The sequence below is a fragment of the Williamsia phyllosphaerae genome (assembly GCF_014635305.1).
GTDB lineage: Bacteria > Actinomycetota > Actinomycetes > Mycobacteriales > Mycobacteriaceae > Williamsia_A > Williamsia_A phyllosphaerae.
On record NZ_BMCS01000001.1, the window covers coordinates 931,509 to 944,131 of the forward strand.

General features: G+C 66.4%; 11 protein-coding genes and 1 pseudogene. 7 read left to right on the top strand and 5 right to left on the bottom strand.

Annotated features, from left to right (window positions below):
• Positions 1–96 precede the first annotated feature (96 nt).
• Both IEV93_RS04250 and IEV93_RS04255 read left to right on the top strand, forming a co-directional pair.
• A complete protein-coding gene (locus tag IEV93_RS04250) occupies positions 97–1,068 on the top strand; it encodes a cytochrome c oxidase assembly protein (protein WP_229704880.1) in 972 nt (323 codons plus the stop codon).
• A 63-nt stretch (positions 1,069–1,131) separates the two neighbouring features.
• On the top strand, positions 1,132–2,958 hold the full coding sequence (locus IEV93_RS04255; protein WP_188487210.1) for an ABC transporter ATP-binding protein: 1,827 nt from the start codon (positions 1,132–1,134) through the stop codon (positions 2,956–2,958).
• 6 nt (positions 2,959–2,964) lie between these two features.
• Here the strand turns inward: IEV93_RS04255 and IEV93_RS04260 are convergent, their stop codons facing one another.
• Positions 2,965–3,765, bottom strand: a complete 801-nt coding sequence (locus IEV93_RS04260) for a glycosyltransferase family protein (protein WP_188487212.1) — start codon at positions 3,763–3,765, stop codon at positions 2,965–2,967.
• Entirely contained in the window at positions 3,762–4,694 is a 933-nt protein-coding gene (locus tag IEV93_RS22710; protein ID WP_188487214.1) for a glycosyltransferase family 2 protein, read from the bottom strand. The genes IEV93_RS04260 and IEV93_RS22710 overlap by 4 nt, the downstream gene beginning before the upstream one ends.
• 139 nt (positions 4,695–4,833) lie before the next feature.
• Here IEV93_RS22710 and IEV93_RS04270 point away from each other — a divergent pair, with 139 nt between their 5' ends.
• From IEV93_RS04270 to IEV93_RS04285, 4 genes are all read left to right on the top strand, one after another.
• Positions 4,834–5,916: a glycosyltransferase family 4 protein gene (locus tag IEV93_RS04270; protein ID WP_188487216.1), complete on the top strand. Its 1,083-nt coding sequence runs from the start codon at positions 4,834–4,836 to the stop codon at positions 5,914–5,916.
• A 124-nt stretch (positions 5,917–6,040) separates the two neighbouring features.
• On the top strand, positions 6,041–6,727 hold the full coding sequence (locus IEV93_RS22645; protein ID WP_188487218.1) for a cytochrome b/b6 domain-containing protein: 687 nt from the start codon (positions 6,041–6,043) through the stop codon (positions 6,725–6,727).
• Entirely contained in the window at positions 6,724–7,407 is a 684-nt protein-coding gene (locus IEV93_RS04280) for a molybdopterin-dependent oxidoreductase (RefSeq protein WP_188487220.1), read from the top strand. Before IEV93_RS22645 ends, IEV93_RS04280 begins: the two co-directional genes overlap by 4 nt.
• Positions 7,404–7,868 (top strand): hypothetical protein, encoded by a 465-nt coding sequence (locus IEV93_RS04285; protein WP_188487223.1) that lies wholly within the window; start codon positions 7,404–7,406, stop codon positions 7,866–7,868. Before IEV93_RS04280 ends, IEV93_RS04285 begins: the two co-directional genes overlap by 4 nt.
• Here the strand turns inward: IEV93_RS04285 and IEV93_RS04290 are convergent.
• Together IEV93_RS04290 and IEV93_RS04295 are read right to left on the bottom strand one after the other, a co-directional pair.
• Complete coding sequence (locus tag IEV93_RS04290; RefSeq protein WP_188487224.1) at positions 7,847–9,607, bottom strand: cytochrome c biogenesis protein CcdA; 1,761 nt, start codon at positions 9,605–9,607, stop codon at positions 7,847–7,849. The genes IEV93_RS04285 and IEV93_RS04290 overlap by 22 nt on opposite strands.
• A gap of 118 nt (positions 9,608–9,725) precedes the next feature.
• Positions 9,726–10,679, bottom strand: a complete 954-nt coding sequence (locus IEV93_RS04295) for a ferritin-like domain-containing protein (RefSeq protein WP_188487226.1) — start codon at positions 10,677–10,679, stop codon at positions 9,726–9,728.
• Positions 10,680–10,863: 184 nt separating this feature from the next.
• Between IEV93_RS04295 and IEV93_RS22480 the strand changes: the two are divergent.
• Positions 10,864–11,067, top strand: a pseudogene (locus IEV93_RS22480) (acyl-CoA desaturase); the annotation flags it as partial.
• Positions 11,068–11,070: 3 nt separating this feature from the next.
• Here the strand turns inward: IEV93_RS22480 and IEV93_RS04300 are convergent.
• Complete coding sequence (locus IEV93_RS04300; protein WP_188487229.1) at positions 11,071–12,621, bottom strand: acyl-CoA carboxylase subunit beta; 1,551 nt, start codon at positions 12,619–12,621, stop codon at positions 11,071–11,073.
• Positions 12,622–12,623 lie beyond the last annotated feature (2 nt).

Sequence of the window (12,623 nt, forward strand, 5' to 3'; positions counted from 1 at the left end):
TGACGTGGCTCGCATTCGCGCAGGTGGACACGTGACCGCGAATCGGACAGGCGGATAGTGGAAGTCACCCGACCGAAAGCCTGATCCATGTCCCCGATGACCCGCCCCGATCTGCTGTCCGACTGGACGATCACCCCTGCCTGGTGGGCGGTCATGGCCGTGACGACGGCGCTCTATCTGATCGGCGTCCGGCGAGCGGCGCACCGGAGTCCCACGACGTGGCCCGTGTATCGCACGCTGAGCTGGTTCGGCGCCATGGTGATCCTCGTGGTGGCCCTGAACTCCGGCGTCGCGATGTACTCGCACCATCTGTTCTGGGTGCACATGCTCGTGCACCTGATGCTGATCATGGTGATCCCGCTGCTGCTGGTGGTCGCACAGCCGATCCGCCTCGGACTCGACACCCTCGGACCGACGGGTGCGCAGCGACTGCGCGGGTTCATGACGCATCGCGTCACCCGCTTCTTCACCTCGCCCGCGTTCTCGGTGCCGCTGTACGCCGCAGTGCTGGTCGGCACCCACCTGACCGGGTTCCAGCAGGCCATGAGCGAGAACATGTGGATCCACGAGACGGAATCCGTGGTCTACCTGGTGAGCGGATATCTGCTCTTGCTGCCGACGATCGGCGGCGAGTTCAGCGGACACGACCTGTCGCACCCGGTGCGGTTCGTGACGCTGCTGATCTCCATGGGCCCCGACACCCTCGTCGGCGTCATCCTCATGCTCACCGACCGCCCGATCGCGCCGGCCTACGGCGAGTCCCGGATGGGGTGGGGCCCCAGCGCGCTCGCCGACCAGAACATCGCGGGCGCCATCATGTGGTTCGGCGGCGACGGGCTGATGATGCTGCTGCTCGTGCTCGTCGCGGGCCAGTGGATCCGCGCCGAGACCCATCCCGACCCCGACCGTCCTCGACGACAGTCGTGGCTCGACAGCGCTCGACGGTCGGCCACGATGGGTGAGGACGGCGAGTCCGACGACATCGACAGCGACGAGGCCGCACTCGCGGCCTACAACGCCCGCCTGGCCAAGATGTACGGCGACGAGCCGGCCTCGCGCAGGCGCTGACGACAACTCGGGGTGGCGCCACCTCTGTCGTGCATCGGTACGGAACTCTGGTTCACTGATCCCATGGGCGAAGAAACTCCGCCGGGGGGCGAGCCACCTCGCACGCGACTGCTGTGGGAACTCATCCGACCCCGCCTGCCGCTGTTCGCGTTGGCCACGTTCGCCGGGCTGCTCGGGTCGGCCGCGCGCCTGGGTACCCCGTTGGCCACCAAGTCGATCCTCGACTCCGTCGACGGCCGATCGGGCGTCACGATGCCGCTGCTCGTTCTCATCGGGCTCGTCGTCCTCGGGGCGTTCGCCCAGTGGTGGCAGATGGTGGCGCTGGGCAACCTGTCGGAGGGCGTCGTCTACGACGCCCGCCGTCGTATGAACCTGCGCTTCCTCTACGCGCGTCTGACGCCGTTGCAGCGCAGTCCCGTCGGCGAACTGGTGACGCGTGTGACGTCGGATTCGGTGCTGCTGCGTGAGGCCGCGTCGTCGAGCATCGTCGGCGGGGTCAACGGTGTGGTCATGTTGGTCGGTGCGCTGGTGATGATGGCGATCCTCGACATCACGCTCGTCGGCGTCACCCTGGTCGCGGTACTCATCCTGTCGGTCCTGTTCGGCCGAATCCTCCCGTCGATCGCCAAGTCTCAGGAGCGGGCACAGGCCGCGGTCGGTGAGCTCGGCGGCGAGCTCGACGGGAACCTGCGGGCGATCAAGTCGATCAAGGCGGCCATCGCCGAGGAACGCGTACGCACCCGCCTCGACGAGATCGCCGAGCGGTCACGCGATCTGAACATGTACGCGATCCGCCGCCAGGCGCTGGCGATCACCACATCGTGGACCGGAGTGCAGGTCTCGATCCTCGCGATCCTCGCGTTCGGCGCAGTCCGCGTCTCCGAAGGTGCGATGACGGTCTCGACGCTGGTGGCGTTCCTGCTGTACGCCTTTCAGATCGGCGATCCGATCGGCCAGCTGAGCAACAGCCTGACCGGGTTGCAGGCAGGCCTGGCGGCCGCGCGAAGGATCCGGCAGGTCGACGACATGCCTGCCGAGGGCGGTCCGGAGAGCACGGTGTCGAAGGCGTTGGGCGGCAGCCGAACCGACATCCGACCGTTCACCCCGACCGGCGACGGTTCGGGAATGCTGCTCAGCGGGGTACACGCCGGCTATCCCGGTGGGGAGCCGGTGCTCTCGGGGATCGATCTGCGGATGCCGAGTCGTGGACACGTCGCCCTGATCGGTCCGTCCGGCGCGGGCAAGACGACCCTGCTCTCACTGCTCCTGCGCTTCCTCGAGCCCGACAGCGGCGAACTCCGGCTGGGAAACCACGCCTACCACGAGGTCTCGGCGTCGAGCACACGCACGCACTTCGCCTACGTGGAGCAGGAGTCACCGCTGATCCCGGGCACGCTGCGCGACAATCTGCGACTCATCAACACGCACGCGACCGAGGAGGCGATGTACGAGGTCCTCGACCGGCTGTCGCTGCGCAGCGTCGTCGACGGCCTTCCGGACGGTCTCGACGCCGAGATCTCCATCAACTCGCTGTCCGGCGGACAGCGACAGCGCGTCGCGGTCGCCAGGGCACTGCTCGCCGACCGACCGGTGCTGCTGCTCGACGAGGCCACCGCTCAGGTCGACGCGTTGACCGAGCAGGCGATCCACGACGCGATCGTCGACCACGCCCGGACCGGCCTGGTCATCACCATCGCCCACCGCCTGTCGACGGTCGTCGACGCCGACATGATCGTGGTGCTGCAGGACGGACGTTTGATCGCGCAGGGCAGCCACGACGAGCTGCTCGCCACCAGCCCGCTCTACAAGGATCTGTTGTCCGCGTTGCGCATCCCGACCGACTCACCGGTGGGCGACGACGTCCCCGGATACGGCAGACACTCGAGCTGAGACCCGCTACTCGCCCCGCGACGTCATGCGACTCGACCTCGGCGCGCGAACCAGGGCGTCGACGGTGCGGTGCGAGCTCAGTTCCCGGATCTCGATCTCGTCGACGAACGCCCGCGCACGCCACTGCTTTCCGTACACCTGCTTCATCCCCCGCCTCATGGCACGCATCGCGCGAGACTCGTAACGCGAGTCCATTTCACGCACGGTGCGGCGGCCCAGGTGGTTGATGAAGCTCATCTCGGTGCAATAGACGCCGTACCCGGCGTCGGTGGACCGGAGACACAGATCGAGGTTGGCTCCCCACGCGTAGTCACCGAACGTTCGTTCGTCGAAATCGCCGACGACGAACCAGGTGTCCCGTTTGATCATCATCGCGGTCCCGTCAACGATGGGCGTGACGCGGTAACGGGCGCGGGGCTCGTATTCATCGGCGGCGCCGGCATACTCGGTGAACACCTCTGGATGCGCCAGGTCGTCGTACACCGGTCCGACGATGCCTGCGTCCGCGGGCAGACCCGGCGCGAACAGCCCCCGACCAAACCCTCGGGACAGGCGGACGTCGTTGTTGAGCGTCATCGCCCATTCGTAGCCGTCGGCGAACGCGGTGCGGATGGCGAGGTTGGATCCCCCGGCCCAACCAAGATTGCGACCGGGACTCACGACACGTTCATCGCCGAGTGGCTCGTAGTCGCCCCGATTGTCGATGATCACGAAATCGAGGTGTTCTCGTCGGAGATCACCGACGAGGTCGTGAGTGAGATCGACCTGGCCGTACACCGGGATCCCCACCAACAGCGACTCATTCATCCGACGAGCTGTCCCCTCAGCCGGCGGCTACGCGCGATCTCCCTTGCCGGGAGTGCGGCCGCGTCTCGGAACCGAGGGACCCGACTACCGTGACGCACGAAGACGGCGTCGAACATCGTTCGTGGATACATGTTGACCAGCCACAGCCCTGCATAGAGTCGGGCTCGGGCGGGCATGAACGGACTTCCGAGCACTCCGAACAACACGCGCGGCTGATCTATCCAGTCTCGCCGCTCCCGTCGGTTGAGCTCGCTCAACGTCGCGTCGCCGTGATGCCGGACCGACAGTTCGCGGTTCAGGAAGGCGATCTGGTGTCCCGCGCTCAGCTGAAGCCACAGGTCCAGGTCGACGATCTGCGCGAGATCGGCCCGGAATCCGCCGACTCGGAGCGCGGCGTCCCGCCGGAACATCACGCACGTCGGTTCGCCGATCCAGTTGCTGAACAGACCGGTGAACACGTACTCGCTGATGAGATGGTCTGCGTCGTTGCAGGCGTTCAGTTCTCGGAAGCGGTGATGCAGCGTGCCACACCCGCTGAGAAAGTCCTCGTCCTCGGTCACCACGTGGCGGGGCGCGAAGGCGAGTGCCACGTCATCGCCTTCTGCGAAGGCCTCGGTCAACGTGCTCAGCGCCTCTGGCAGGAGTTCATCGTCGCCGTGAAGAAACTGGATGAGTTCGCCGCGCGCCATCTCGATGCAGCGATTGTGGTTGCCCGCCATGCCGAGTCGGGGGTCGTTGACCACGACCCTGTCGCCCGCACGCACCATCTCGCGCGCGATCGCGGCGCCGTCGTCGCCGGACGCATCGTCGATGACGAGGATCTCGTAATCGTCGTGATCCTGTGCGAGAGCGCTACGAAGACAGCGCTCGACCGTATCCGCGTGCTTGTAGAGCGGAACGCAGATGGTCACCGCTACCGATTCACCCATTGCAAGCGGACGTTACCGATCTGACGTCGACTGTGCCAGTCATCCGTACGAATGAATCCAGACATGCAGTCACACCACGACACCCGCGCGCTATCGTGTGTGCTCGTCGGACAGGCGCGGGTACCAAGAGGGGAGAGATGTGCGAATCAATGTCATCCTGATCGGACTGTCGCCCGCGCCGATCGGTGGTTACAAAGTCGTGTACCGATACGCAAACGACATGGCCGCGCTCGGACACGACGTGACGATCTATCACTGCGACCAACACGCATTTCAGCTCCCCGAGCGCAACTCACTGCGCGGCGTCCGCGCGGCACTGATCCGACTTCTACGTCGACAACCTCGCTACGAACACGCCCTCCCCGAGCGCGGACGACCCTCCTGGTTCGACCTCGACCCGAAGGTCGAGTCGTTCACCTCATCAGGCCTCGTCGTGAGCGACATTCGCGCCGCGGACGCGACGATCGGCACCGCATGTACCACCGCGCCGTTCGTCGCAGCGTTGCCGCCGACCGTGGGCGCGAAGTTCTACTTCATCCAGCATTACGAGGACTGGACCGCCGGATCGGACTACGTCGACGAGACGTGGCGTCTGCCGCTGACCCGCGTGGTCATCGCGCGGTGGCTCCAGCGCAAGGGCAATGAATTGGGGGTGGACACCATCCACCTCCCCAACGCCATCGACCGAACGGAGTTCCCACCGGGTCCTCCGATCGCCGAGCGACCTCTGGCGGTCAGCGCTTTGCTCTCGGACACGACCTGGAAGCGCACCGACCTGGTCATCGAGGTGCTCGAGGGCCTCAAGCTCCGGATCCCGGAGATCGAGGCACACACCTTCGGAACCTGTCCGCGTCCGAGTGGGCTACCCGAGTGGGTCGACTACACCAGCTCACCCGATCCGGCCCGACTCACGTCGATCTATCAACGCAGCCGGGTGTACATCTGCGCGGCGGACGCCGAGGGATGGCATCTCCCGTTGGCGGAGGCACTGGCCTGCGGAAGTGCAGCAGCGTCGACCGACATCGACGGGGTGCGGGAGTACGCCGACGGTATAGCGCGTTTCTCCCCGGTCGGCGAGGCGGACGGCCTTCTCCGCAATGTGATCGACCTGCTGGACGACCCGGCCGCCTGCCAGACCGCGGTGACGGATTTCGAGGAGTACGCGTCGACCCACACCCCGGCCCATGCCGTTCGGTCCCTGCTGGACATTCTCGCTCGCTGAACCCCCTCATCGTGCAGGCGTTCCGACGACAACCCCCGACGTGGGAAATGTTTCCGAAGCCTGACGGATGGGCCTGTCGCGGTCATTCACCAAGCCGAATCGGACTTCGGTGCGAATATAGGGTGTGACCACTCCGCAGCCCGACCACACCGACGAGACCTCTGCGTCACCGTCGACCGGTGGATTCCGAGGGCTGCTGAAGGTTCTGGTCGCGATCGGTTTCACCAAGCCACCCTCCCCGGAGCACGACGTCGGTTCACGAAGCCCACGCATCGTCGCCCGCATCGGCCTGATGCTCGGCATCTGCGTCGTCATCTGCTTCGCGACGGGGCTCCTCAGCCATTGGATCCAGCACCCACCGAGTTGGTTCTACTTCCCGTCGGATCCGCCGTGGCTCTACCGGTTGAGCCAGGGTCTCCACGTGATCACCGGAACCGCTGCGATCCCGTTGCTGCTCATCAAGCTGCAGCTCGTCTACCCCAAGTTGTTCGCCCGACCGGTCATCGGCACACCCCTGCGTGCACTCGAACGCCTGTCCATCGCCGTGCTCGTCAGCTCGATGATCTTCCAGCTGTTCACGGGTCTGATGAACACCGCGCAGTTCTATCCGTGGAAATTCTTCTTCACCACAACGCATTACGCGATGTCCTACGTGATCGTCGCCGCGCTGATGGTGCACATCGCGGTCAAGCTGCCCATCATCCAGGCCGCGTTCCGGACGCCGCTGGAGTCCACCGAGGCGATCGACAACGACCCGACGACGCCCACCGACGCCGACGCCGACGCCGACGCCGAGGAGGTGACCCGATGACCGACGAGTCACCGCCTCCGGCCGTCCCCAGGGATCCACCGCCGGCCGAGTACGCACCGTTCGTCGATCCCGAATCCCCCCGTGGGCACCGCGGGGTGTCCCGGCGGGCGATCCTGCGTGGGTCGTTCGTCGCCGCCGGGATCGCGGTGCTGGCGTTCGCGGGCCAGACCGTCCCGTTCCTACGATGGATCTCTTTCCTCGCCCCCCGCTCCGGCGAGGGTCCGCAGGGCGTACCCATCAACCGGACGGCCGAGGCGGCCGGCGTCATCGACAGCGCGAGCGCACCGGACTACAAACTCACCCTCGCCGCGAACGGCAAGACCATGGAGCTGACCCTCGATCAGCTGCGTCGACTGCCCCAGCACGACAGCGACCTCCCCATCGCCTGCGTCGAGGGCTGGAGTGCGCAGGGCACATGGCGCGGAGTGCGGGTCCGCGACCTCGTGGAGATGGTCGGTGGCGACACCAACCGCGACGTCCGCTTCATCTCGCTGGAGCGCGGCCTGTACGGCGTCAGCCTCCTGCCCGCCAACTTCGCGAGGAACCCGTCGTCTCTCGTCGCACTCGAGCTCCACGGCGAGACCCTCACGATCGATCATGGGTTCCCGTGTCGGCTGATCACACCCAACCGGCCCGGGGTACTCCAGACCAAGTGGCTGACCCGGATCGAGATCACATGACCGTCCGCGCCATACGTCTCGTCCTGATCCTCGCGGCACTGCCCATCGGCTGGTACGGGGTGTCGCTCATCTGGGACATGACCACCGCCGACAAGACCTCGGTCGTGGTGTGGCTCATCGGCGGACTCATCGCGCACGATGCGATCTTCGCTCCCGCATGCATCGCCGCCGGCCACGGTGTGAAGACGATCCTGCCGCAGCGATGGTGGCCGCCGGTCCTTGCCGGGGCCTCGGCGACGCTGCTCCTGCTGTTGCTGGCGTTCCCGGTGATGTATCCACGGCCGGAGTCGAAGATCGCCCCGGGCAACGAGCAGAGTGGCACCATCATCGACCGCCCCTACGGCCTAGGCCTGACCGTCGCCCTGCTCGTGATCTGGGCTCTGGTCGTCGTGTTGGTGGTCCGGAACCGCCACGCCGGTCAGGAGTCGATCTCCTCGCGTCAGCCGAAGGTGAACGAGTAGCCCTTCATACCCGGGCTGAAGCGGAGATCGAGCGTCGCGGGATCGCTGCTCTGCCCGTCGTGGACCGGGTACAACGTGGGCGCGCCACCGATCGTGATCTCCCGGCTGCGGCCGTTCTCGGTCACGGTGACCGTCCCCTGCCCGCCGACGACCAGGTAGACCTTCCGTGCGTGGTAGTTCAGCACGATCGAACTCTGCGACGTCGTCGCCGTGACGCCCTCGTCGTCGGCATCCCATCGACCCCGCAACGCGAAGGTGTCGGCGTCCTGACGGTCCGGCACCGTGTAATCGCGCTCACCGGAGCGTAATTCGGGAACGCCCTCGTAGTTGGCGGCGCGCGAGGCCCCCAGGTACGTCTCCGGTGTGACCCCCTGTTGCGGCGAGGTGTCGAGGTCGTTCGAGGACTTGGGCAACGTGACGGCGGGGTTGGCCTTCTGGAGCAGTTTGCGGATGAGGCTCTCGGTGATGTTGTAGTCGCCCTCGCCGAACTTCACGTGGCGGACCACCCCGTCGGAATCGATGAGGTACTCGGCGGGCCAGTACTGGTTGGCGAAGTTCGTCCAGGTCGCCAGCTTGTTGTCGAGGGCCACCGGGTAGGTGATGCCCAGACCCTTCGCCCCCGCCATGACGTTGCCCCGAACCTTCTCGAACGCGTACTCCGGGGAGTGCACACCGATGACCTGCAGGCCGAGGTCCCTGTACTTGTCGTTCCACGTCACGGTGTGCGGGATCGAGCGTTGACAGTTGATGCAGGAGTAGGCCCAGAAGTCGATGAGAACCACTTTGCCGCGCAACGACTTCAGATCGATACCAGTGTCGCCGGGGGTGTTGAACCAGCTCGAGATGCCTGCGATGTCCGGTGCGGTACCGCAGCTCTGCAGCTGCTCCGCGCCGTCGGTGCAGTTGGTGATCTCGGCATCCTGTCCGGTGCCTGCGGTGTCGAGCCGGTTCTGGATGTCACCCGGATCGGCGACCTCGTCCTGCAGCCCGGTCGTGTAGTCGGGGATCGCCCGCTGCAGCACCTGCGGGATGTTGAAGACCAGCGCGACGGCGAGCAGGATCATCGCGACACCGCTGACGACCCGCACGGCACGTTGGCGTTCACGGAACGCGCTGATGCGCTGGGATATCTGCTGTCCGGCCAGGGCGAAGATCAACAGCGGCACGGCCGCACCGACCGCGAAGCACACCGTCAACACCACGGTCCGCCACCCGATGTCGCCGGTCGCACCGGCGACCACGATCGCGGCGAGGACCGGACCGGCGCACGGGACGTACACGACGCCGATCGCGAGACCCAACAGGAAGCCGCTGCGGTCACCACCGACCCGGCGTTGCGGGATGAGCGCGAACGGTCGCTCCAGGATCCGCTCGAAGCGGGGGACGATCAGTCCGACCCCGATGAGGACCAGGGCGACGAGTCCGATCCAGCGCAACGCATCTTGCGGTAGGCCCAGCAGGGACAGCAGGGCCGAGCCGATCAGGGTGAACGTCGCGAACGACACCACCAGCCCGGCGATGACGAGGAACGGCCGCAGCGTGAGCCGCGAGGCGGTCCGGGGTGGGCGCTCCTCCACGGCCACCCGACCTGGCGTGCGCGCATCGGTCCCGGCACGTCCGGACGCCGCGTCGGGGGCGGCGGTCCCGGAGAAGAAGATGACCGGCAACACCGGCAGGATGCAGGGCGAGATGCCGGTGATGAGCCCACCGATCAGGCCGATCAGCGCAAGGATTCCCATTAGGTCCGTTCGTGATGAGGCGCGGGTAGGGCGGTCATGTCCCCATCATCCGGTGGACACCGATCGACCCCGGATCGATGGTGGCTGATCCGGGGTCGAGGTCGGTGGGTGTCGACGGCTAGCCGCTGGTGCGCAGCGAACCGTTGACGCCCGCGGGGTAGAAGCCGCCCGCCGAGACCTTCTTCGGGTTGAGGTAGACGATGTTGAGCACCTGTCCGGGGGTACGGCTGAAGGCGATCGCGTTGCGGTCGGTCGGCACGAGGTTCGCCGCACCGCCGAGCGTGATCCCCTGGTCCAGGTCCGAACCGCCATCGAGGCTGTCACGCGCGTCGGAGATCGCGTTGGCCTCCTTGATCAGGCCCTTGTTGTAGAGGCTCGAGCGCACGATGCCTGCGTGGTAGGCCTCGACCGCGAGGATGCCCGCGGCGGCGGCGAGGTAGGTCTTGTTCTGCACCAGCGGAGCGGCACCCTTGTAGGCCGTGACGCCCACGTCCTCGAAGATGAACGCGCCCAACAGGAAGTTGTTCTCGTTGGCGAAGACATCGAACTTCTGGTTTCCACTGATCAGGCCGGCAGCCTTGGCCGCCGCGGTGAAGCTGGCGTCGAGATCGATGGCCGGGCGGGCGACGGCCGCGCCACCGAGCGCCTTGCGCAGGAAGGCGACATGGTCGAGCTCGTCGGCCGCGATCTCCTTGGCGTACGCGCGGACGGCCGGCGAGGTGAAGTTGACCTTGCGGCCACCCGTGACGCCACCGGGACGGCCCTTGCCGCCGAGCAGGTTGCCGGGCAGGCCGACACCGTTGACGGCGCGCTGGTAGAACTCGGCCTCGAGGTACTCGAGGTTGAGGGCGAAGTTGAGGATCGCACCGTCGCTGATCTGACCCGCGGGCTCCGGCATCGAGCTGCCCGCCCCCGGGGGGAACGGTGCGGCGTTCGCGGTGCCCGCGGCGACAGCCCCGCCCACGCCCACACCGACACCGGTGATCGCGGCCGCGCGCATGAAGCGACGACGGTCCAGGGCGTTCTCCGAACTCCGTGCGATGGCATTGCTGATGAAAGCTCTGTCGAACATTCGGACTCCCCGTGGCGTTGCGGCACGACAGCGAAGTCAAAGCATCGCTGATCGCAAGATGGCGTTCGTTAGCCGATCTTGAGGAGACAGTAGCGTCTCGGACCGATAACGGAAAGGAAACGACGGCACTGCTCCCGATTCCGTAACATTTGGCTCGCTCGTCTGACGCTGTTGGTCTCGCGACAGCGCCAACTTTCACGCCGGCCCGATTCTGGCGATCATCAGCTGACACCTGTGCTACCAGATCGGGCACCACCTGTTCCCCGACCTCCCGTACACGACGGGATCGCTTCCGCGGCAATACCTCCGGGTACTCGGCACGCTGCATCGCCTCTCGCTTCCCGACACCGTCGTCGGCACGCGATGGCGTCTCGGCGAGGCCGCCTGAGAGCTACACCGGGATGAGCAGGTGCTTGCGCGGGGTGCGGTGGACGTTCTTGTCCCGCAACTGCGCGAGCGCCTTGCGCAGGTGCAGACGCGTCGACGACGGCTCGATCACCGCGTCGATGTAACCGCGCTCGGCCGCGAGATACGGCGTCGCCATCATCGTGTTGTAGAAGTTGATGAAGTCGGTGCGGATCTTGTCCGCCTCCTGGGGCGTCGCGTTCTCGGTCTGCCGACGGGTCAACACGGCGGCCGCCGATTCGGCACCCATCACGGCGATCTTCGCGGTCGGCCATGCGAAGTTGATGTCGCAGCCGAGCTGCTTGCACCCCATGGTCGCGTACGCGCCGCCGTAGGCCTTGCGCAGGACGACGGTCACCTTGGGCACGTCGGCCTCGACGTAGGCGAACAGGAACTTGCCCGACCGCCGGATGGTGCCCTTGGACTCCTCGACGACGCCCGGCAGGATGCCGGGGGTGTCGACGAGGAACACCAGCGGGATGTTGAAGGCGTTGCAGATCCGGACGAACCGCGTCGCCTTCTCCGAGCTGTCGGTGTCGAGCACGCCGGCCATCACGTTGGGCTGGTTGGCGACGACGCCGACGGAGTGACCGTCGACGCGGGCGAACCCGGTGATGATGTTGGGCGCGAAGATCTCCGACACCTCGTGGAACGCACCGTCATCGAAGATGTTGATGAGGATGTCGTGCATGTCGTACCCGGCGTTGTCGTTGTCGGGCATGAAGTCGTCGAGCTTGAGGTCGTTGGCGGTGACCTCCGGCTCGAGGCCGGGGTTGATCACCGGCGGCTGCTCGTGGCAGGTCGACGGCATGTACTCGAGATAATCACGCACCCACGCGAACACGTCGGCCTCGGTGTCGGCGATGTGGTGGATGTTGCCCCAGCGCGCCTGGTTGTGGGCGCCACCGAGATCCTCGGCGTCGATCTCCTCGCCGGTGGTCTGCTTGATGACGTCCGGGCCGGTGACGAACATGTAGCTCGAATCCTTCACCGCCACCAGGATGTCGGTGTTGGCGGGCGTGTACACCGCGCCGCCCGCGCACTTGCCCAGGATGATCGACACCTGCGGCGCCAGACCGGAGAGCAGATCGTTACGACGGCCCATCTCGGCGTACCAGGCGAGGGAGGTGACGGCGTCCTGGATTCGGGCACCCGCGGAGTCGTTGATGCCCACCATGGGGCACCCGATCTTGCCCGCCCACTCCATGAGCCCGGACACCTTGCGCCCGAACACCTCTCCGACGGTCCCGCCGAAGACGGTCTGGTCGTGGCTGAACGCGGCGACCGGCCGACCGTTGACCAGGCCGTGCCCGGTGACGACACCGTCGCCGTACCCGCTGGAATCGGTGCCGGGCATCTTGGCCAGCGCGCCGATCTCGACGAACGTCCCCGGGTCGAACAGCATCGTCAAACGCTCACGCGGAGAACAGATCCCCTTCGCGGCACGCTTGGCGACAGCCTTGTCGCCGCCGGGCTCCTTCGACGCCTCCAGCTTCGCCCGGAGGTCGGCCAGCTTGCCCGCAGTCGTATTCGTCACTG

Coding starts and splice junctions, on each gene's coding strand:
- IEV93_RS04250 (WP_229704880.1), top strand. CDS start 97: ATGACCCGCCCCGATCTGCTGTCCGACTGGACGATCACCCCTGCCTGG.
- IEV93_RS22710 (WP_188487214.1), bottom strand. CDS start 4,694: ATGGGTGAATCGGTAGCGGTGACCATCTGCGTTCCGCTCTACAAGCAC.
- IEV93_RS04260 (WP_188487212.1), bottom strand. CDS start 3,765: ATGAATGAGTCGCTGTTGGTGGGGATCCCGGTGTACGGCCAGGTCGAT.
- IEV93_RS04285 (WP_188487223.1), top strand. CDS start 7,404: ATGACCGTCCGCGCCATACGTCTCGTCCTGATCCTCGCGGCACTGCCC.
- IEV93_RS04280 (WP_188487220.1), top strand. CDS start 6,724: ATGACCGACGAGTCACCGCCTCCGGCCGTCCCCAGGGATCCACCGCCG.
- IEV93_RS04255 (WP_188487210.1), top strand. CDS start 1,132: ATGGGCGAAGAAACTCCGCCGGGGGGCGAGCCACCTCGCACGCGACTG.
- IEV93_RS04290 (WP_188487224.1), bottom strand. CDS start 9,607: ATGGGAATCCTTGCGCTGATCGGCCTGATCGGTGGGCTCATCACCGGC.
- IEV93_RS04295 (WP_188487226.1), bottom strand. CDS start 10,679: ATGTTCGACAGAGCTTTCATCAGCAATGCCATCGCACGGAGTTCGGAG.